We start from the raw sequence: 19047 nt of genomic DNA, 5'->3' as shown, positions 1-19047 counted from the left end.
CGAAGGCGGCCCCCATCGAAGCGTCGTTCGATGACCATGCATGATGGGTTTTGCTGCGCTCGGCCCCTCCTACGTGGTGACATTGGACCTCATCCCCTCGAACGCGCTCCACCCGCCAGCGCTCACTCGATCACCTCATCCGCCAGCACGAGTATGGTGGGCGGAATCGTCAGCCCGAGCACACGCGCGGTTTTGAGATTTACGGCCAGCTCGAATTTCGTTGGGAGTTGAATCGGCATATCTGCCGGTTTTTGCCCTTTGAGAATCAAATCGACATACGCCGCAGCGCGACGAAACAGGTCGCCTATGTCGGCGCCATAGCTGAACAGTGCGCCAGCGCGGGCAAATTCGCTCTGCTGACCGATGACGGCGATCTTCGTTTCGATGCCAATGCGACAGATCTCATTCTGCATTGCGGCGGTCATGTAATCGCGAATGACGATCACGGCACTGCCACCAGCGCCCGAAAGCAAATTGAATTGCTCGGCGACCGCAGCCGGCGAAGCATTCGTGAGGCCAAGTTGCACCGGCTCAACGCCGGCGCGCCGTGCTTCCAGCATGGTTTGCGCACCCCAGGCGTTGAAAGTCGGATCCGTGGCGTTGTTCAATACGCCAATTGTCTTGAGCGTGGGGACGATCTCCCGGATCATCTCGATGCGCTTGGCTGACATCTCTTCGCCGAACGCAGCGAAGCCGGTGAGACTACCGCCGGGCCGAGCGAGGCTCTGAAACAATTCCGGGTCGCTTTGCACAGCAGGTAGCGCCACGGCAACAACGGGAATATCGGTCTTCTTCACGATGGCGCGCGCCGCGGCGGGCCCTGGCGAGAGCAGCACATCCACGCGTTTTGCCACGAGCTCATCAATCAGCATCAGGCCGCGCGAAACATCCCCTCCGGTCGAGCGTGCATCGATGACAACGTCGCGGCCCTCGACATAACCGAGCCCGGCCATCGCCTTGCGAAAGGGAATGAGCGTGGCGTTGTCGATCTCTGGAGTGGCAAATCCAACAAAGCCCACGACGGGAACGCGCCGTTGGGCAAACGCCATCCGTGGCGATATGGCCGCAATTCCCAATGAGCCCAGAAAATCCCGCCGCCTCATTTGACCGTCTCGCGGTAGCCCGGAGCGATTTGATCATAGCAATCGGCGGTACACCAGCATGAACGGCGCGATTTGCATGCAGCCCACTAACATTCCATTGGACGAATACTACATGTGCTGTCCCAGCGCTCATCTCATGCTCCCCATCGGTACTCGCCCGTGATCCCCTTCTCGATCCTCGACCTCGCACCCATTCGTCAAGGCTCCGACGCCGCGCAAGCCTTCCGCAACTCTCTCGATCTCGCCCAGCATGCGGAGGCCTGGGGCTTCAAGCGGTTCTGGCTGGCCGAGCATCATAACATGACGGGCATTGCGAGCGCAGCAACGTCGGTGGTGATCGGACATGTCGCCGGCGGGACAAGGACGATCCGCGTCGGCTCCGGCGGGGTGATGCTGCCGAACCATTCGCCGCTGGTGATCGCCGAGCAGTTCGGCACGCTGGAGGCGCTCTATCCCGGACGGATCGATCTCGGGCTCGGACGCGCGCCGGGCACCGACCAGCTCACCGCGCGGGCGATGCGGCGCGACCTTGCGACGGCCGCCGAAAACTTCCCGCATGACGTGCTGGAATTGCAGGCGCTGCTCGGCGACATCAAGCCGAACCAGGCCATCCGCGCCGTGCCGGGCATGGGGACGAACGTGCCGCTGTGGATCCTCGGCTCCAGCATGTTCGGCGCGCAGCTCGCCGCCATGCTGGGGCTGCCCTTCGCGTTCGCCTCGCATTTCGCGCCGCAGATGATGATGCCGGCGCTGCGCGAATATCGCGCGCGGTTCGAGCCATCGGTGCAGCTGGACAAGCCCTATGCGATGATCGGCGTCAATTTGTTCGCCGCCGACAGCGATGTCGAGGCGCAGCGCCTGTTCACCTCGCTGCAGCAGCAGTTCATCAATTTGCGCCGCGGCACGCCCGGCCAGCTGCCGCCGCCGGTCGACGACATGGACGCGCTGTGGTCGCCGGCCGAGAAAGCCGGCGTGGCGCAGTCGCTGGCCTGCTCCGCCGTCGGCTCGCCCGCGGTGATCGAAGAGAAGTTGAAAGCGCTGATCGCCGACACCGCGGTGGACGAACTGATGACCACGGCCCTGATCTACGATCACGCCGCGCGGCTGCGCTCGTTCGAGATCGCAGCCGAGGTGCGGGATCGGCTGGCGGCGTGAGCACCGGTGGCCCTATTCACGAGGTGTCGTCATGCCCGGGCTTGGCCCGGGCATCCACGTTCTTTGTGCCGCTGGGTGACACGTACGTGGATGGCCGGGACAAGCCCGGCCATGACGCTGTGGAAGCTTCGGTGCCCTAGGTTCTCCGTTCAGTCCGGAAACCCGAACAGCTTCGCCGGATTGTGCACCAGGATCTTCTCCAGCTCGGCCTGGTCAGGGGCGTAGCGGTACATCAATTCAAGCAAATCGGCGTCGTTCGGCGGCTGCTTGACGGAAACCGGATGCGGCCAGTCAGAGGCCCAGACGCAGCGGTCGATGGCGGACTCGATATAGGTGCGCGCGATCGGAATGACGTCGTCATAGGGCGGGCCGGCCTGCGAGGTCTTCTCGCCGAGCGAGAGCATGACCCAGAAATTGCCCTTCTTGAGCAGCTCCACCATCTTGCGCAGGTTGGGATCGTCCTTGCCGTTCGAAGGCACCGGACGCGCCATGTGGTCGATCAGCACGGGCACGTCGAGGTTCTCGTACTTGGCGACGCTCGACATGATGCCGTCCTTCTCCGGCTGGATCTTGACGTACCAGCCGAGCTCGCGGATGCGCGCGATGGCGCGGGCGAAATCGGTATCCGACAGCACCGCGCCGAGCTCCTGGCGGAAGCTGAAGCGCGCACCGCGCACGCCGGCGTCGTGCAGCGTGGCGAGATAGGAATCGCTTGCCTCCGCGAACACCAGCGCGTTGGCGCAGCCGCGATAGTTCGGCCCCATCGCTTTGAGCCCGTCGAGCACGACGGAATGGTCCGCGCCATACGTCGTGGTCTGCACGATGATGCCACGCTCGATGCCGAGCGCCTTGTGCATGCGCAGCGCCGCTTCCCAGGTCGCTGATGGCATTCGATAGGCAGCTCCCGGGCGCTCCGGATATTTGTCGATCGGCCCGAGCACGTGAAACTGGCTGTCGATCGTCTTCGGCGGCGGCGGCTTGATCGGACGGCGCGGATTCGGATCGAACGGCAGATAGGTCGGCATGCGCAAAACTCCCTCAGTCGATCACGGCGGTGAAATCGCACTGCACCAGCGCGCCGCCGTCCATGGCGTCCATCGGCAGCGCGTGCCGCGCCGGGCGCGAATGCTCGTCCGGAAACATCTTCAGCCATTCGACGTTGACGGGGCCGCGATTGCTGCGGTCCTTTAGCCAGACCGTCATCTTGATGACGTCATCTGTGGTGCCGCCGGCGGCCTCCACCGTCGCCTTCATATGGGCGAACATGTTGGCGCATTGCGCATCCAGGCTCTCCGGCATCGCGCCGGCCGCGTCGCGGCCGAGGATGACGCCTGACATCACGAGATTGCCGATGCGGCAGGCGTTCGGGATCGGATTGGCATGCTTGAAGCCGCCGATATGGATGCTCTTGCGGCGTGACATGATGCGCTCCCTTTCTCTTTATTGGTTCAGACGAACTGGCACGACACCGAACCGAACGCGTCGTAGTCGGCATGAAAGGTATCCCCGCGCCTGATGTCGACCGGACGGGTGAACGAGCCCGCCAGCACCACCTCGCCGGCTTTGAGGTGCTCGTCATGCGGCGCGAGGCGATTGGCGAGCCAGGCGATGCCGTTGGCGGGATGGTTAAGCACGCCGGCCGCAAGCCCGGTCTCCTCGACCTCGCCGTTGCGGAACAGCAGCGCGCCGATCCAGCGCAGATCGGCGTCCATGGGCCGGAACGGCCGGCCGCCGAGCACCAGCGCGGCATTGGCCGCGTTGTCCGAGATCGTGTCCATCACCTTGCGGGTCTTGCCCGTCTCGGGATCGACGCGGTGCATCCGCGTCTCCAGGATCTCCAGCGCGGGCGTGACGTAGTCGGTGGCGTTGAGCACGTCGAAGATGGTGCAATCGGGTCCGCGCAGCGGCGCCTTCAGCACGAAGGCGAGCTCGACCTCGATCCGCGGGGCATGGAAGCGGTCGTACGGGATCGGCGTTGCGTCCGCGTAGAACATGTCGGCGAACAATACGCCATAATCGGGCTCGGAGATGCCGACGGCATTCTGCATTGCTTTCGACGTGAGGCCGATCTTGTGGCCCTTGATGACACGGCCGCGGCCGAGCTGGAGTTTTGTCCAGGCGCGCTGGACCGCGTAGGCGTCCTCGATCGTGAAGCCTGGATAATCCTTCGAGAACATCGGGATCAGCGCCTTGATGCGCTCGGCTTCATCGAGGCGCGCGGCGAGGCGTTCGATCGTGGCGGCGTCGAGCATGATCTACTGCTCCGCGGCGACGGTATTGCGCAACACGCCGATACGGCTCGACTCGACCTCGACGACGTCGCCGACCTTCAGCCAGCGCGGCGGATCGAAGCGCGCCCCCGCCCCGGTCGGCGTGCCCGTCACGATCATGTCGCCGGGCTTCAGGGTCGCGAAGGTCGAGAGGTAGGAGATCAGGAAATCGAACGGGAACATCAACCGCTCGGTCGTGTCCTGCTGTCGCACCTCGCCATTGACGCGCGTGACGATGTCATGGGGCCCGCGCGGATCGAGCTCGTCCGCGGTGACGATCCACGGGCCGATGCTGCCGGAGCGATCGAAATTCTTGCCTTGCGTGACGTTGAACTTGCCGTGGCGCAGCCAGTCGCGGATCGTGCCTTCGTTGCACAGCGTCATGCCGAAGATGTGCGCGAAGGCTTCTTCGCGCTTGATGTGACGGCCACCCTGGCCGATCACGATGACGAGCTCGCCCTCATAGTCGAGTTGGTCAGAGACTTTGGGTTTCTCCAGCGGTTGACCCGAGCCCGTCATCGACGACATGCTGCGCACGAACAGGCTCGGATATTTGGGCAGGTCCGAATTGTCCTTATATTCGGCGTTGCGCTCGGCGTAATTGACGCCGATGCACCACAGCTTTTCCGGCGCCAGCACCGGCGGCAACAGGACGAGGTTTTCCAGCGGGTAGTCCGGCTTCTGCCCGGTGACTGCCTTCTGCGCATCGGCGAGTGCGTTGGCCGCAATCAGCGCCTTGACGTCGGAATAGTTGCGACCGATCCGTCTGGTCAGATCGATCACGCCGCCTGCGACGGCCGCGCCGTAGTGTGGCTCTCCGTCGATCAGATAGCTCAACAATCGCATCGCTCTCTCCAATGGGAATTCAGCTCCGCGCGATCCGCGCGTTCAATCGGTCGACTTGGGAGTCTGGAACACGGTATTCAGCGTCACGATCTCGCCGAGGCGGGCGTAACGCGGACCGCCGATGCGGGCGATCGGGTCGAGTGCTTTGGTCTCGACCTTGCCGTCATTCACGAGGCCGTCGCGGATGTGGAACATCACGACCTCGCCGACGATCAGCCGGCTCCTGGCGTCGCCGAATTCGAGGCACTGACGAAAGCGGCACTCCATCGCGACGGGCGCTGCCGCCAGGCGCGGCACCATGATTCGCTCACAGGGCAGCGTTTCCAGCCCGAGATGCTCGACCTCGCTGATTTCGGGCGGATGCTCGACCGAGCTGTCATGCACCGCCGACATCAGCGGCGTATCGGCGATGTGGATGACATATTCCTCGATGTCGAGGATGTTGTGCGCGGTATCCTTGTAGTCGGCGCCCTTGCGGCCGACGCTGATGGCGAGCATCGGCGGCTTCTGCGAGACAAAGGTGAAGGCGCTGAACGGCGCGAGATTGAGCACGCCCGAGCGCGACTGGCTCGTCACCCAGGCGATCGGCCGCGGCACCACGATGCCGGTCATCAGCCGGTAGATGCGTTCTGCGCCCAGCTCGGTGGGGTCGATCCGCATCGCTCAGTCAGCCCTGATGTTGGCTTTGCGCACGATCGGAATCCACTTGGCGTCCTCGCGCTCGAGATAGGCCTTGAACTCGTCCGGCGTCATCGCGACGGCTTCGCCGCCGAGTTTTTCGAATTTGTCGATCACACCGGGGTCTTTGAGAATCGCTGTCAGCGTCTCGTGCAACTTGTCCACGATGGCTGCCGGCGTGCCTGCGGGCGCGAACAGGCCGGTGAAGGTCTGGCCGTCGAAGTCCTTGTAGCCGAGCTCGGCGAAGGTCGGCACGTCGGGCAGCGATTTCAGCCGGTGCGGGCTGGTGACGGCGAGCGCGCGGAACAGGCCGGCCTTGATGTGCTGAAGGCTGACCGTGAGTTGGTCGAAGGCGAACTGCACCTGGCCGCCGAGCAGATCGTTGATGGCAGGCGCATTGCCGCGGTAGTGCACCGTGACCCATTGCAGATCGAGGCTCGACTGCATCAGCTCGCTGAGCAGATGATTGGTGGTGCCGGGACCGGGCGAGGCCATGGTCAGCTTGCCGGGCTCGCGCTTGGCGAGGTCGATGAACTCCTTGAAGGTGTTGGCCGGCACAGACGGATGCACCTCGAGCACCAGCGGCGTCATTGAGATGGTCGAGATCGGCAGGAAGTCTTTTTTCCAGTTGTAGGCGTCGCGCTTGTTGATCTCGGGCGCGAACAGCACCGGTCCGTTGGCGCCGACGAACAGCGTGTAACCGTCCTGCGCCGATTTCGCGAAGGCCTCGCCCGCGATCATGCCACCGGCGCCGGCCTTGTTCTCGATGATGAAGGGCTGGCCGAGCTTTTCCTGGAGCTTGTCGGCGACGATGCGCGCGGCACTGTCGACATTGCCGCCGGCGGGATAAGGCACGATCAGCTTGACGCTGCGCGCCGGCCATTGCTGGCCAGATGCTGGCCCTGCCAGCGTCGCGGCCAGCGCGACCACTGCTATCCAGAGCGATCTCATCCCAACCTCCCGAAAGGCAGATCCGGCCGCCCCCTTATTCTTGTTGCTCTCCGGCGCCACCGGCAGCGCCTCCAGATGGGACGCTATCTGTCGCTTCCGGGCTTTACCTGTCGACCGAATTGTGCGGTTCTTGTCCACAATATGGACAAGGTCAATTCCCCAAGACCCGTGCGCGGTGCAGCGGAACCGCGGCAAGGCGCCCAGGCGATCCGCCGCGCACTGTCGGTGCTGCGTATTCTTGCCGCCGGCCGCGAGGACGGTGTGCCATTGGCCGAGGTCGTGCAGGCGACCGGTCTCACGCGCCCGACCGTGCACCGCATCGTTCACGTGCTGATCGAGGAAGGCATCGTCGAGCGGCACGATCGGACCGGCCGCTACGCGATCGGCAACCAGGTGCCGGAGTTGGCGCTTGCGCGTCCCCGGCCCTCGCCGCTGCTAGTCGCCGCGGACCCTTCGCTGCGGCGCGCCTCCGCCGAGATCGGCGATACGCTGTTTTTGACGGTGCGAACCGGCAACGACACGCTGTGCGTCGACCGCAGGATCGGCGCCTATCCGATCCAGGTGCTGTCGATCGAGGTCGGCGCGCGCCGCCCGCTCGGTGTCTCCAGCGCAGGCGTTGCCATCCTCGCTGCGCTGCCGGCGCTGGATGCACGAAAGCTCGTCGCGGCGAATGAGAAAAGGTTCGAGACCTATCGTACCGATGCCGCGACCGTGCTCGGACAGGTGACCGCGGCACGGCGGCGTGGATACGGCATGCGGGAGATCGGCCTCGTCCATGGCACCAAATCGATCTCGACCTGGATCAAGACGCCGGACGGGCGGCCGGCGGCGGCGATGACCGTCTCCGCCGTTCGAACGAGGCTCGGCCCGCGCCGCGAGCAGGAGGTTGCGGAGATCTTGCTGCGGGAGACGCGGATCATTGAACAGGCTATTCGAGGTTAGTATCGCTTTTCGGCAGAACCAAACGCTCGAGCTCAGCGTTGGGCGTGCTGAAGTCGCCACAGCGTCATGGCCGGGCTTGTCCCGGCCATCCACGCCTATCCCAACCGCACGAAGAACGTGGATGCCCGGGACAAGCCCGGGCATGACGACCTCTTGTGAACTGTCAATGGGCTGACGTGCCCCTCGTTTTTATGGCACAAGGGCCGCCATCGCCGACCGACCTTTGAGGCCACGCATGCCCGCGCCCAAACCACCCGCCTTCGAGACCCTGAGCCTGCATGCGGGCCAGCATCCGGATCCCGTGACCGGCGCCCGTGCGGTGCCGATCTACCAGACCACGTCCTACGTATTCCAGGATTCCGACCATGCGGCGGCGCTGTTCAACCTCGAGCGCGCCGGCCACATCTATACGCGCATCTCCAATCCGACCACCGGCGTGCTGGAAGAGCGGCTCGCGGCGCTGGAAGGCGGCATTGGCGCGATCTGCACTGCGAGCGGCATGGCCGCGCTGCATCTGGCCATCGCGACGCTGCTCAATGCCGGCGACCACATCGTGGCGTCGAGCTCGCTCTACGGCGGCACCATCAATCTCTTGGCCCATACGCTGCCACGCTTCGGCATCACCACGACCTTCGTGAAGCCGCGCGATCACGACGCATTCCGGAAGGCGATCGGGCCGAACACGAAGCTGGTGATCGGCGAGACCATCGGCAACCCCGGGCTCGAGGTGCTCGATATCCCCAAGGTCGCGGGAATCGCGCATGAGGCGAAGATCCCGCTCTTGATCGACAACACTTTTGCTACGCCCTATCTCAGCCGGCCGATCGAGCTCGGCGCCGACATCGTGATGCATTCGGCGACCAAATGGATCGGCGGCCACGGCATCGCGATCGGCGGCGCCATCATCGATGGCGGCCGCTTCGACTGGCGGGCGTCCGGCAAATTTGGCGTGCTGACCGAACCCTATGGCGGCTATCACGGCATCGTCTTCGACGAGCAGTTCGGCACCGCGGCCTTCATCATGCGCGCGCGGACCGAGGGCCTGCGGGATTTCGGCGCGTGTCTATCGCCGACCAACGCGTTCCAGCTGCTACAGGGGGTGGAGACGCTCGGTGTGCGTATGGATCGGCACATGCAGAACACGCATCTCGTGCTGGAGGCGCTCAAGTCCAACAAGGCCGTCGACTGGGTGCTGCATCCCTCGCTCGAGGACCACACGGACTATCAGCTCGCCAAGACACTGCTGCCGCGTGGCGCCGGCTCGATCATCTCCTTCGGCATCAAGGGCGGCCGGCCCGCGGGGCGCAAGTTCATCGAGTCCCTGCGCATGATCAGCCATCTCGCCAATGTCGGCGATGCCAAGACGCTGGTGATCCACCCCGCCTCGACCACGCATCAGCAGATGGACGCCGAGCAACTGAAGGCCGCCGGCATCGGCGAGGAGCTGGTGCGGCTGTCGGTCGGCATCGAGACCGCCTCCGACATCATCGACGATCTCGCGCAGGCGCTGCGCATCTCGCAGAAGGTTTGACACGATGAAGCTTTCCGTCAACGGCGCCGAGATCTTTGCCGCAACCGGCGGCCGCGAGTTCGACAAGTCGCTGCCCACAGTCGTCTTCCTCCACGGCGCCGGCTTCGATCATTCGACCTGGGCACTGCACACGCGCTGGTTCGCGCATCACGGTTTTGGCGTGCTGGCTCCTGACCTGCCCGGTCACGGCCGCTCGTCCGGGCCGTCGCTCGCGAGCATCGCCGAGATGGCTGACTGGACTGCGGCGCTGCTCGGTGCAGCCGGAGCTGCCAAGGCGCATCTGATCGGCCATTCCATGGGATCGCTGATCTCGCTGGAGACTGCCGCGCGTCACCCCAACAAGGTCTCGGCGCTGAGCCTGATCGGCACCGCTGCAACCATGACGGTCGGCCCGGATCTGTTGAAGGCCGCCGAAGCCAACTCGCAGGACGCGCTCGACATGGTCTCGATCTGGGGTCTCGGCTTCAACGCCGAGCTCGGCGGCAGCCTCGCACCGGGTCTGTGGATGCATGGCGGCGCGCAGGCCGTGCTGAAGGCTTGCGAGCCGGGCGTGCTGTTCCGGGATTTGTCGGCCTGTAATGCCTACGCGAATGCGCTGACTGCGGCTGCGAGCGTGAAGGTGCCAACGACACTGATCCTCGGCGAACGGGACATGATGACGCCGGCGAAGGCCGGCAAGACGCTTGCGAGCGCGATTCCACATGCGAAGACCGTTGTCGTACCGGGCGCTGGCCACATGATCATGGCCGAGCGGCCCGACGAACTGCTCGCGGCGTTGAAGGGCTGATAGGATCAATCTTCGCACCCGCGCGTTGCGGTCGGACATCCCTGCGACTAAGAGGGAACTCGACCCATGCCAAGACAGAACATCATTCGCAAAGCCAAGCAGGACAGACGCGCGGGCAAATCGGCCAGCACCCAGGCCGGCGAATTCGTCAAGGACGAGATCGACAAGATCAGGAAAGGCAAGCACGGCGCGCGCTCGACGAAGCAGGCCATCGCCATCGGCTTGTCCGAGGCGCGGCGCGCCGGCGTCGACCTTCCGCCGCCGCGCAAGGGGCGCACCAAGAAAGCGACGCGGCGCAGCGCCAAATATGCCTATGAGGTCGGCCAGGGCAAACGCACCCCGAAGCGCCGGCCGCGCGTATCGCGGGCCGTGGAAGGCGTCCTGAAGAAGGAGCCGCGTTCGACCGCGTCGCGAAGCGCGCTGTCGAAGCAGGCCAAGGGTGCCGCGAGCCGCCGAAGCGCAGCCTCGCGCTCGGCCGCCGCACGGAAGGCGAGCCAGACCAAAGGCGCCAAGGTCCGCTCGGCCGCCGCCAAGAAGGCGGCCCGCACCAGAGCGCGCCGCCGAAGTTGATAGGGGGCGGGCGCCGGTGCCCGCCGAGAAACAGCGCCGCGGCGGGCAAACGCGCATGCCGCCGCGGTTGCGCTGGTGATCGGCTCTCATGTCGCGGCATCAAGCTCGTTTCATCTCGCGATGAGTTCAACAGCTCTGCGCAGCCGGCATGGTAAACTCCCGCCCCGGCAGAGCAGAAGGAGGAGGGCGAATATGGCCGACGATCTGAAGGGGCGCGTGGCGCTCGTTACCGGTGGCTCGCGCGGAATTGGCGCCGCGGTCTGTCGCGCCCTCGCCGCGTCGGGCGCAGCGGTGGCAATCAACTGCCGCGAGCAGGTCGGGCAGGCCGAGAAGCTGGCGGGCGAGATCGCACAGCAGGGCGGACGCGCCATTGTCGCCCCCGCCGACGTATCTCGGCGGGACGCCGTGGCCGGCATGGTCGAACGCGTCACGGCCGGGCTCGGGCCGATCGACATCCTCGTCAACAATGCCGGCATCGCCATCACGCGCGGCGTCGACAATCTCACCGAGGACGATTTCGACCGCACCATCCTGGTCAACCTGAAATCCGCGTTCCTGTGCACGCAGGCGGTGCTGCCGTCGATGCGCGCGCGCAAGTGGGGCCGCATCGTCAACATCTCCTCAGGCGCCGCACGCGGCGCCGGCTCGATCGGCCCGCACTACAATGCCTCCAAGGCCGGCATGGAGGGCCTCACGCGCGGCTATGCGGCGCGGCTGGTGAAGGAAGGCATCACCGTCAATGCCGTGGCACCGTCGCTGATCGCGACCGACATGATGGGCAGCCAGCCGCAACTCGTCAGTCGCATCCCGCTCGGCCGCTTCGGCACGGCGGACGAGGTGGCAAAGGCTGTTATGCTGCTGGTCGACAACGCCTACATGACCGGGCAGACGATCGCGCTGAGTGGCGGGATGGCGTTCAATTAGAGCTTGGCGCCTGCGGCCCCCCTCACGGCGCAAGCGCGCCTTTGCCAGCCCTACGAAGATTGCGCCAGCGTCCACTCGCCGATGATGCGGAAATGTGTCTTCGCATCATCCTGCTTGAACAGCGCGATGCGATCGATCGCCAGCCTCTCGAGCTTCAGCCCCGCAAACCTGTCCCGCAACATCTCCAGGATCGGCCCGCGCCGGTCCGCATCGAGCCGGCCCGTCAGGGTCATGTGGAAGCGAAACTCTTCCATCACATAAGGATAGCCCCAGCGATCGAGATAGTCGCGCTGCCGCTCGGTGAGCTTTTCGGGCTTGCGGCGCGCGCGGTCTTCCACCGTCAGCGGCGGACGGAAGGCGTCGAAATCGCGAACGGAATCGGCAGCCAGTTGCTGGAGTTCGGACACCGGCTCAGCTGGAATAACGGCGATGAAGCCGCTAATGGCATCGACGACCGGCCGGATCACCGGGATCGGCCGCTCCTTGCCGGCGAATGCTGCACAAGCCGCCATGAGTTCGGCTTCCGTCCTGCCTGATGCCAGCGCCATCGGCGCCTTCAGCGTGCCGTGAAAGCCGTATTTGCGGGGATCGGCGGCGACGTCGGGCCAATCAGGCGCGACATTCAGCGCATCCTGCGGAAACGAAACCTCGGCGCCGGTATAGGAATCGTAGCCAAGCAACTCAGCGCCGAAGCGGGAGAGCGCATTGTCGGCGCCGGCGGCGAAATAGATCGCGTAGCGGGGAAAACCTGTCATGACGCGAGCATAACCAATTTATGCCGCAACGACAGTCTCGCGCGGCGCCGCCGCCGTGCCGAGCAGCCGCGTTGCATCGGTCAGATGCACGAGCTTGCCGGCCGCGATCACCGCGACCAGCCGCGGCCGCAGCGGGATGCTGACGTCGACGAGCAGGATGTCGGCGCGATGACCTGCTGCGAGCGTGCCGCGATCGGTCAGGCCGGTCGCTTGCGCAGGGCCCGCCGAGATCAATGTCCAGGCTGCTGTCAGCGGCAGTACGCCGTCGGCGGCAAGGCGAAAGGCAGCGAGCAGCGGTGCCGGATAATAATAGTCCGAGGCCAGCACCGAGCAGAGCCCCTTGGCGATCATGTCCGAGGCCTTGGTCCAGCCGGTATGGCTGCCTCCGCGCACGACGTTGGGTGCGCCGTAGACGATGGCATCGCCAGCAGCCGCGGCCTCGCGCGCCGTTTCCTCGTTGACCGGAAACTCGGCAAGCCGCACGCCCATGGCACGAAACGACTTTCGCATCGCCGGCGTCGCGTCGTCATGCGAGAGCATCCGCACTCCGGCCGCGCGGGCTGCCGCCGCGAGCCGACTGATCGAGGCCGGAACGTCGGCCGCGCGCGCGACGATATTCGCGACGAGCCTGTCGAACGCTTCGCTCGACAACCCCGTGCGCTCCACCATGCGGTTGCGCTTGCGGGGATTGGAGATGTCGGCGACGACCCCGTCCATGTGGTCGTTGAACGCGAACAGATCGACGCGCCCCTCGGCGAGCCACTGTCCGATCTCGGCCTCGGCATCGAGATTGTAGGTCTCGTGCCGCAGGTGAAAGCGCGTATCGGCGGCGAAGTGCGGACGCTGGCGCTCGATCGCCTCGAGCAGGCGCCTTGCATTGTCGCCGCTGCGCAAGCCCGGCTCCCACGACCAGGTCGTGGCGTGGAACACCGTGGTGATGCCGTTGCTGATGACCTGGCGGTCGGTGTCGGCGAGCGCGACGTCGATCGGGAAATCGACGCTGGCGCGCGGCATCATCTGCCGCTCGAAGGCGTCGCCGTGCAGGTCGACGATGCCGGGCAGCACCAGCAAATTGCGAGCATCGATCGCCAGCCGCGCGCGGCCGCGAGGCGCGTCGATCTGCACAATGTCGGTTCCGGAAACCGCGACTGAAGTCTCAGTGAACTCGGAGCCGACCAGGGTCCGGCCACCCTCGATGAAAATGTCTGTCACGCGACCGCGCTTTGTTTGCTCGCACAGGAAGGATTCCCTGCTTCGTATGCCGACAGGAAATCTTCAATTGCGAGCGTGCGGAAATTGGGCAGCGCGTCGCGCAATTTGTCGTGATCCCAGTCCCACCATGCCAGCTTGGCCAGCCGTCCGGCAATCTCTTCCGAGAACCGCCGCCGCACGATCCGCGCGGGATTGCCGGCGACGATGGTATAGGCCGGCACGTCCTTGGTGACGATGGCGCCCGCCGCAATGACCGCGCCGGTGCCGATGTTGCGTCCCGGCAGCACGATCGCGCCGTGGCCGATCCAGACGTCATGGCCGATATGGACGTGATGCCGGCGCCGCCAGTCGAAGAAATCGGTGTCATCGCTTTCGCCCGGAAAGTAGGCACTTGAACGGTAAGTGAAATGCGCCTGCGTGGCACGATGCATCGGATGATTGCCGGGATTGATCCGCGTCATCGCCGCGATCGAGCAGAACTTCCCGATGGTGGCGTAGGTGATCTGCGCGTCGTTGACGACATAGGAATAGTCGCCCATCGCGACTTCGTGCAAGATCGTGCGGGCGCCGACCTCGGTGTAGGCGCCGAGCCTGGTCTCGCGCAGCTTCGCCGAAGGATCGATGGTCGGCTCGACCGATAGCACCTTGGCCATGTTGCATCCGGGAATTCGAGGGCGGACGCATCTCTTCGAGCGGCTCGATGACATCGTCATGACGATGCGATGACAGGGGATGAGGTGTGTAGGATCGCCGCACCGCATTGCGCATGTCACACAAGTGTTAAGGGCCGGGGATAGCGGTGGGCTCCAGCTACTCTGGAGCCCTGCATGCTGGTGGTTGAAGGTCTGACGTGCCGCTTCGGCGCAAAAGCTGCGGTGGACGACGCTTCGTTTCAAATCTCCCCCGGCAGCTTCGTCGGCGTGATCGGGCGCTCCGGCGCCGGCAAGTCGACTTTGCTGCGAACCATCAATCGACTGGTGGCGCCGACGCAGGGCCGCATCCTGTTCGACGGCCTCGACGTCACCGCACTACGCGGCAAGGAGCTGCGGCAGTGGCGGGCGCGCTCGGCGATGATCTTCCAGCAGTTCAATTTGGTCGGCCGGCTCGACGTGTTGACCAACGTGCTGATGGGCCGTCTTGCCACCATGCCGGCCTGGCGCTCGCTGTCGCAAGTGTGGCCCGAGCAGGACAAGGCGCTGGCGATGTCGGCGCTCGAACAGTTCGACATCGCCGCACTTGCTGCGCAGCGCGCCGACCAGCTCTCCGGCGGCCAGCAGCAACGCGTCGCAATCGCGCGGGCGCTGGTGCAGCAGCCCGACATCATCCTCGCCGACGAGCCGATCGCCTCGCTCGATCCGCGCAACACCAAGATCGTGATGGATGCGCTGCTGCGCATCAACAAGCATTTCGGCATCACCGTGCTCTGCAATCTGCATTCGCTCGACCTGGCGCGCAGCTATTGCGACCGCCTGATCGGCATGGCGGCGGGCCGCGTGGTGTTCGACGGCGCGCCGTCGGCGCTGACCGACCTCGTCGCGCGCGAGCTCTACGATCTTGAAGCCGCCGACGTCATGGGCGGCACGCCTGCTCCGGCGCCCGAGGGCGTCCCGGCACTCGGAACGGCCGCCGCGGCCTGAGCCGCTGCGCATCGTTACTTTCGCTTCAACCGATCTCAACCTGGGAAGAGGGCTAATATGATCACTCGCAGACTCATTCTCGCCGGCGCCGCCGCGCTGACCTTTGCCGGATCCGCTTCCGCCGAAGACTGGAAGACGAAATATCCGGAGATCACCTTCGCCGTGGTCCCGGCTGAGAACGGCTCGGGCGTGACCGAGCGCTGGACGCCGTTCGTCAACTATCTCTCGAAGGAGCTCGGGGTGAAGGTGACGCTGCGTGTGGCCAATGACTACGCCGCCGTCATCGAGGGCCAGCGTGCCGGCAACATCCAGGTCGCCTATTATGGTCCGGCGTCGTTCTCGCGCGCCCGGCTCACCGGTGTGAAGACCGATGCGTTTGCGATCGACGTCAATTCCGACGGCTCGAAGGGATACTATTCGGTGTTCTACGTGCTGGCGAAGTCGCCCTACCAGAAGATCGAGGACCTCAAGGGCAAGAATCTCGGGCTTGTTGATCCGAATTCGACGTCCGGCAACAACATGCCACGCTACAAGCTGAACCAGCTCGCCATCGATCCCGATTCCTTCTTCTCCAAGGTCGTGTTCACCGGCAGCCACGAGAATGCCGTGCTGGCGCTGGCCCAGGGCACCGTCGACGTCGCCGCCAACTGGTGGAACGCGGACGACGATTCCAACCTCACCCGCATGCTCAACAAGGGCATGGTGAAGTCGGCCGACGGTACGCCGATGAAGAAGGAAGACTTCCGCATCATCGTGAAGTCCGACCTCATCATCAACTCGCCCTATGCTTATCTCAGCAATCTGCCTGACGACATGAAGGCTGCGATCAAGCAGGCGTTCCTGGACGCGGCAAAGAAGGATCCCGATGCCTACAACAAGCTCTCCGACGGCAAGAACAAGCCGTGGGAGCCGATCGCCAACGACGATTACAACAAGACCATCGAGCTGATCAAATTCGTCGACAATCTGCGTAAGAAGGCGTCCTGATTTCGCTGGGACGACGTACTGGAGCCGGGTCGACGGACCCGGCTCCTTTTCTTGATGGATCCTTCCCGCTGAACTCATGACGCTTGCGGTTTCGATTCTCCCAGAGCAGCAACTTGCTGCCCTCAACGCCGCCTATCGCAAGGTGGTCGCGCGCAAGCGCTTGCGCCTCTTGGCGGGCTTCGCCGTCTTCGTCGCCGCACTGATCGTGGCCTCGATCGGCGCCGAAGTGAATCTGCGCACCTTCTTCACCTATTTCGGCAATTTCATCAGCTATTTCGACCGCATCCTCACGCTCGACAGCGGCCTGCGGGTCTGGACCGATTTCGGCGAATGGTTCTGGGGCTTGCGCAAATGGCTGAAGCTGCTCGGTGAGACGCTGCTGATCTCCTATGTCGGCACGCTGATCGGCGCGGTGCTCGCTTTTGCGCTCAATTTCTTCGCCGCGGAGAATACCTCGCCGGCGCCCTGGCTGCGGTTTGCGGTACGCCGGCTGCTTGAATTCGCCCGCACGGTGCCCGGCATCGTGTTCGCGCTGATCTTCGTCATGGCCTTCGGCCTCGGTCCGGTGGCGGGCGTGCTCGCGATCGCGATCCACTCCACCGGCGCCCTCGGCAAGCTGTTTTCCGAGTTCGTCGAGAACGCGGACATGAAACCGGTCGACGGCATCCGCTCGACAGGCGCGAGCTGGATCTCCTGCATGCGCTTTGCGATCCTGCCGCAGGTCTCGGCAGGCTATGCCAGCTACGCCCTTCTGCGCTTCGAGATCAACGTGCGCGAGGCCTCGGTGATGGGCTTTGTCGGTGCCGGCGGCATCGGACAGGAGCTGATCGTCGCGATCCGCAAGTTCTACTACTCCGACGTCAGCGCCATCCTCGTGACCATCATCATCACGGTCTTCCTGATCGACATCACGACCGGCTGGGTGCGCGCCCGCCTGTTCGGCAAGGAGGCGCGGAATTGAGCAAGCCGCAGGACGTCGACACCGCGGCGCTCCGCGCCCGCTACCCCGATGTCTTCAGCCGCCCGGCTTCGGCACGCCTGGCGACGCCGGCGATGCTCGTCGCCGCTTTTGCGATCTTCGTGTTCGGCCTGGTCGATCTCGACTTCTCGCCGTCGCGTTTCATCTCGGGGCTGAGCCAGCTCGGCTGGATCAGCATGATGATGATGCCGCCCGATCCCGGCTCGTCGCTGCCGCTCTATCTGCAGGCGCTGGGCGAGACGCTGTCGATCGCGCTGCTCGGCACCACGCTGGCCGCTCTGCTCGCGCTGCCGGTCAGCCTGCTGGCGGCCCGCAATATTGTGCCGGGCATCGTCCGCTTCCCGGTGCGGCGATTCCTGGATTCGATCCGCGGCGTCGACACGCTGATCTGGGCGCTGGTCTGGATCAACGTCGTCGGGCTCGGCCCCTTCGCCGGCGTGCTCGCGATCGCGGTGTCGGATTTCGGCGCCTTCGGAAAACTGTTCTCGGAGGCGATCGAGGGCGCCGACCAGAAGCAGGTCGAGGGCATCCGGGCCTCCGGCGGCAGCGCGCTGCACGAGATCCGCTTCGGCCTGATGCCGCAGGTGCTCCCCGTCATCGCAGGCCAGGTGCTGTATTTCATCGAATCCAATACGCGGTCAGCCACGATCATCGGCATCGTCGGCGCCGGCGGCATCGGCCTCCAGCTCGCCGAGCAGATCCGCGTGCTGGAATGGCAGAGGGTCTCGTTCCTGATCCTGATGATCCTGGTCGCCGTCGCCGCGATCGATTTCATCTCGGGCAAACTGCGGTTTGCGATCATTGGAAGGCGGGCGGTGGCCTGATCACAGGTGCCGTAGGGTGGGCAAAGCGAAAGCGTGCCCACCACTTCTTGCGACTCATGGACAGGTGGTGGGCACGGCGCAAGTGCGCCTTTGCCCACCCTACGAGACCGGATTCGTAGAGCGGTCTACGGCTCCACCAAGAACTCCACCCGCTCCGCCGCAAAGCGCGAATGCTTGGTCACCAGCGGCTTGCCTTCGAGATCGAGATCCGTCGCATCGACCACCAGGATCGGCCGCCCGAGCGGCAGGTCGAGCCGCGCGGCATCGGTCGCATCGACGATGCCGGCGGTGATCCTGGTCGCACCGCGGCGGTAGTCCCGGATCTCGTAATGCTCGAGCATCTTCGTCATCGAGCGCGTGGCTGAAAACACCGTGCCGGCGCCCGGAAACCGCTCCGCCGATAGCCAGGTGGTGGAGACGCAGATCGGCGTGCGGTCGGCGAGGCGGATCGCCTCGATGCGCACCAGCGGCGCACCGGTCTTCAGTCCCAGTTCGCGTGCAAGCTCGCGGGTTGCGACATCGTCTGACGCCTCGATCAGCCGGCCATGCGGCTCGCGGCCTTCGGCGCCGACGATCTCCGAGAAGCGCGTGCGCGAACGCAAGGGATAGGCGAGCTTCTGGGCCTCGACATAGGTTCCGCTGCCGCGCTCGGCGCGCACGATGCCGCGCTCGGCAAGGGCTGCCAGCGCGCGGCGCACGGTATGCCTGTTGACGCGATAGGTTTCGGCGATCTCCATCTCGCCCGGCAATTTGTCGCCAGCGGCAAAACGGCCATCGGCGATGCCGCGCTCGATGCCGTCGGCAACGAGGCGCCACAGCGCGACGCCTGAAGAGGCGGTGTCCTGCATGCTCATGTCGGCGGCCAGCCTAGCCCGGAAATCACATCTTTGTCACGA

The 19047-nt window shown here is 64.9% G+C and carries 21 protein-coding genes; 10 read left to right on the top strand and 11 right to left on the bottom strand.

Going from position 1 to position 19047, the window contains the following annotated elements; genetic code table 11:
- Window positions 1–122: 122 nt before the first annotated feature.
- Entirely contained in the window at window positions 123–1103 is a 981-nt protein-coding gene (locus XH89_RS04485; RefSeq protein ID WP_194465917.1) for an ABC transporter substrate-binding protein, read from the bottom strand.
- A gap of 159 nt (window positions 1104–1262) precedes the next feature.
- Between XH89_RS04485 and XH89_RS04480 the strand changes: the two genes are divergently transcribed.
- Window positions 1263–2258 (top strand): LLM class flavin-dependent oxidoreductase, encoded by a 996-nt coding sequence (locus XH89_RS04480; RefSeq protein WP_194465916.1) that lies wholly within the window; start codon window positions 1263–1265, stop codon window positions 2256–2258.
- A 149-nt stretch (window positions 2259–2407) separates the two neighbouring features.
- Here XH89_RS04480 and XH89_RS04475 read toward each other — a convergent pair whose 3' ends face one another.
- From XH89_RS04475 to XH89_RS04450, 6 genes are read right to left on the bottom strand one after another with little or no spacing between them, the layout of a single operon-like run.
- Window positions 2408–3283, bottom strand: a complete 876-nt coding sequence (locus tag XH89_RS04475) for an amidohydrolase (protein ID WP_194465915.1) — start codon at window positions 3281–3283, stop codon at window positions 2408–2410.
- Window positions 3284–3296: 13 nt separating this feature from the next.
- The gene (locus XH89_RS04470) at window positions 3297–3680 is read right to left on the bottom strand and encodes a RidA family protein (RefSeq protein ID WP_194465914.1); all 384 of its coding nucleotides are present in this window, start codon (window positions 3678–3680) and stop codon (window positions 3297–3299) included.
- 26 nt (window positions 3681–3706) lie between these two features.
- A complete protein-coding gene (gene hpaH / locus XH89_RS04465) occupies window positions 3707–4510 on the bottom strand; it encodes a 2-oxo-hept-4-ene-1,7-dioate hydratase (protein ID WP_194465913.1) in 804 nt (267 codons plus the stop codon).
- 3 nt (window positions 4511–4513) lie between these two features.
- Entirely contained in the window at window positions 4514–5374 is an 861-nt protein-coding gene (locus XH89_RS04460; protein ID WP_194465912.1) for a fumarylacetoacetate hydrolase family protein, read from the bottom strand.
- Between the two features lie 42 nt (window positions 5375–5416).
- Complete coding sequence (locus XH89_RS04455; protein WP_194465911.1) at window positions 5417–6034, bottom strand: flavin reductase family protein; 618 nt, start codon at window positions 6032–6034, stop codon at window positions 5417–5419.
- A gap of 3 nt (window positions 6035–6037) precedes the next feature.
- Entirely contained in the window at window positions 6038–7003 is a 966-nt protein-coding gene (locus XH89_RS04450) for a tripartite tricarboxylate transporter substrate binding protein (protein ID WP_194465910.1), read from the bottom strand.
- 141 nt (window positions 7004–7144) lie between these two features.
- Here XH89_RS04450 and XH89_RS04445 point away from each other — a divergent pair, with 141 nt between their 5' ends.
- The 5 genes from XH89_RS04445 (at window position 7145) to XH89_RS04425 (ending at window position 11757) form a co-directional block, all read left to right on the top strand.
- Window positions 7145–7945: an IclR family transcriptional regulator gene (locus XH89_RS04445; RefSeq protein WP_194465909.1), complete on the top strand. Its 801-nt coding sequence runs from the start codon at window positions 7145–7147 to the stop codon at window positions 7943–7945.
- 235 nt (window positions 7946–8180) lie between these two features.
- Window positions 8181–9476 carry an O-acetylhomoserine aminocarboxypropyltransferase gene (locus XH89_RS04440; RefSeq protein ID WP_194465908.1) on the top strand — a complete coding sequence of 432 codons (1296 nt, stop codon included), beginning with the start codon at window positions 8181–8183 and terminating at the stop codon, window positions 9474–9476.
- A 4-nt stretch (window positions 9477–9480) separates the two neighbouring features.
- On the top strand, window positions 9481–10263 hold the full coding sequence (locus XH89_RS04435) for an alpha/beta fold hydrolase (protein WP_194465907.1): 783 nt from the start codon (window positions 9481–9483) through the stop codon (window positions 10261–10263).
- Between the two features lie 66 nt (window positions 10264–10329).
- Window positions 10330–10833, top strand: coding sequence for a DUF6496 domain-containing protein (locus XH89_RS04430; protein WP_194465906.1), 504 nt, complete (start codon window positions 10330–10332; stop codon window positions 10831–10833).
- 192 nt (window positions 10834–11025) lie between these two features.
- Window positions 11026–11757, top strand: a complete 732-nt coding sequence (locus XH89_RS04425; protein ID WP_194465905.1) for an SDR family NAD(P)-dependent oxidoreductase — start codon at window positions 11026–11028, stop codon at window positions 11755–11757.
- A gap of 50 nt (window positions 11758–11807) precedes the next feature.
- On the opposite strand, the gene XH89_RS04420 is transcribed toward XH89_RS04425, so the two are convergent.
- Genes XH89_RS04420 through XH89_RS04410 form a run of 3 tightly spaced genes read right to left on the bottom strand, consistent with a single transcriptional unit; the run spans window position 11808 to window position 14377 of the window.
- Window positions 11808–12512 carry a DUF1045 domain-containing protein gene (locus XH89_RS04420; RefSeq protein ID WP_194465904.1) on the bottom strand — a complete coding sequence of 235 codons (705 nt, stop codon included), beginning with the start codon at window positions 12510–12512 and terminating at the stop codon, window positions 11808–11810.
- 18 nt (window positions 12513–12530) lie between these two features.
- The gene (locus XH89_RS04415; protein ID WP_194465903.1) at window positions 12531–13724 is read right to left on the bottom strand and encodes an alpha-D-ribose 1-methylphosphonate 5-triphosphate diphosphatase; all 1194 of its coding nucleotides are present in this window, start codon (window positions 13722–13724) and stop codon (window positions 12531–12533) included.
- Window positions 13721–14377, bottom strand: a complete 657-nt coding sequence (locus tag XH89_RS04410) for a chloramphenicol acetyltransferase (RefSeq protein ID WP_194465902.1) — start codon at window positions 14375–14377, stop codon at window positions 13721–13723. The genes XH89_RS04415 and XH89_RS04410 overlap by 4 nt, the downstream gene beginning before the upstream one ends.
- Before the next feature lie 174 nt (window positions 14378–14551).
- Here XH89_RS04410 and phnC point away from each other — a divergent pair, with 174 nt between their 5' ends.
- The 4 genes from phnC to phnE (XH89_RS04390) all read left to right on the top strand — a co-directional run bounded on the left by phnC (window position 14552) and on the right by phnE (XH89_RS04390) (window position 18151).
- A complete protein-coding gene (gene phnC / locus XH89_RS04405; protein WP_194465901.1) occupies window positions 14552–15361 on the top strand; it encodes a phosphonate ABC transporter ATP-binding protein in 810 nt (269 codons plus the stop codon).
- A 57-nt stretch (window positions 15362–15418) separates the two neighbouring features.
- Complete coding sequence (gene phnD / locus XH89_RS04400) at window positions 15419–16348, top strand: phosphonate ABC transporter substrate-binding protein (protein WP_194465900.1); 930 nt, start codon at window positions 15419–15421, stop codon at window positions 16346–16348.
- A gap of 76 nt (window positions 16349–16424) precedes the next feature.
- Window positions 16425–17309 carry a phosphonate ABC transporter, permease protein PhnE gene (gene phnE, locus XH89_RS04395; protein ID WP_194465899.1) on the top strand — a complete coding sequence of 295 codons (885 nt, stop codon included), beginning with the start codon at window positions 16425–16427 and terminating at the stop codon, window positions 17307–17309.
- Window positions 17267–18151, top strand: coding sequence for a phosphonate ABC transporter, permease protein PhnE (phnE, locus tag XH89_RS04390; protein WP_371825219.1), 885 nt, complete (start codon window positions 17267–17269; stop codon window positions 18149–18151). Before phnE (XH89_RS04395) ends, phnE (XH89_RS04390) begins: the two co-directional genes overlap by 43 nt.
- Before the next feature lie 125 nt (window positions 18152–18276).
- Here phnE (XH89_RS04390) and phnF read toward each other — a convergent pair whose 3' ends face one another.
- Entirely contained in the window at window positions 18277–19005 is a 729-nt protein-coding gene (gene phnF / locus XH89_RS04385; RefSeq protein ID WP_194465897.1) for a phosphonate metabolism transcriptional regulator PhnF, read from the bottom strand.
- Between the last annotated feature and the right edge of the window lie 42 nt (window positions 19006–19047).

Source organism: Bradyrhizobium sp. CCBAU 53340 (genome assembly GCF_015291645.1).
Lineage (GTDB): Bacteria > Pseudomonadota > Alphaproteobacteria > Rhizobiales > Xanthobacteraceae > Bradyrhizobium.
The sequence above is the reverse complement of the archived record's forward strand: the minus strand, read 5'-3'. Positions and strand labels throughout refer to the sequence as shown.

Coding starts and splice junctions, on each gene's coding strand:
- XH89_RS04455 (WP_194465911.1), bottom strand. CDS start 6,034: ATGCGGATCGACCCCACCGAGCTGGGCGCAGAACGCATCTACCGGCTG.
- XH89_RS04410 (WP_194465902.1), bottom strand. CDS start 14,377: ATGGCCAAGGTGCTATCGGTCGAGCCGACCATCGATCCTTCGGCGAAG.
- XH89_RS04430 (WP_194465906.1), top strand. CDS start 10,330: ATGCCAAGACAGAACATCATTCGCAAAGCCAAGCAGGACAGACGCGCG.
- XH89_RS04435 (WP_194465907.1), top strand. CDS start 9,481: ATGAAGCTTTCCGTCAACGGCGCCGAGATCTTTGCCGCAACCGGCGGC.
- XH89_RS04445 (WP_194465909.1), top strand. CDS start 7,145: ATGGACAAGGTCAATTCCCCAAGACCCGTGCGCGGTGCAGCGGAACCG.
- XH89_RS04470 (WP_194465914.1), bottom strand. CDS start 3,680: ATGTCACGCCGCAAGAGCATCCATATCGGCGGCTTCAAGCATGCCAAT.
- XH89_RS04440 (WP_194465908.1), top strand. CDS start 8,181: ATGCCCGCGCCCAAACCACCCGCCTTCGAGACCCTGAGCCTGCATGCG.
- phnE (WP_194465899.1), top strand. CDS start 16,425: ATGACGCTTGCGGTTTCGATTCTCCCAGAGCAGCAACTTGCTGCCCTC.
- XH89_RS04460 (WP_194465912.1), bottom strand. CDS start 5,374: ATGCGATTGTTGAGCTATCTGATCGACGGAGAGCCACACTACGGCGCG.
- XH89_RS04485 (WP_194465917.1), bottom strand. CDS start 1,103: ATGAGGCGGCGGGATTTTCTGGGCTCATTGGGAATTGCGGCCATATCG.
- phnF (WP_194465897.1), bottom strand. CDS start 19,005: ATGAGCATGCAGGACACCGCCTCTTCAGGCGTCGCGCTGTGGCGCCTC.
- XH89_RS04475 (WP_194465915.1), bottom strand. CDS start 3,283: ATGCCGACCTATCTGCCGTTCGATCCGAATCCGCGCCGTCCGATCAAG.
- hpaH (WP_194465913.1), bottom strand. CDS start 4,510: ATGCTCGACGCCGCCACGATCGAACGCCTCGCCGCGCGCCTCGATGAA.
- XH89_RS04420 (WP_194465904.1), bottom strand. CDS start 12,512: ATGACAGGTTTTCCCCGCTACGCGATCTATTTCGCCGCCGGCGCCGAC.
- XH89_RS04450 (WP_194465910.1), bottom strand. CDS start 7,003: ATGAGATCGCTCTGGATAGCAGTGGTCGCGCTGGCCGCGACGCTGGCA.
- XH89_RS04425 (WP_194465905.1), top strand. CDS start 11,026: ATGGCCGACGATCTGAAGGGGCGCGTGGCGCTCGTTACCGGTGGCTCG.
- phnD (WP_194465900.1), top strand. CDS start 15,419: ATGATCACTCGCAGACTCATTCTCGCCGGCGCCGCCGCGCTGACCTTT.
- phnC (WP_194465901.1), top strand. CDS start 14,552: ATGCTGGTGGTTGAAGGTCTGACGTGCCGCTTCGGCGCAAAAGCTGCG.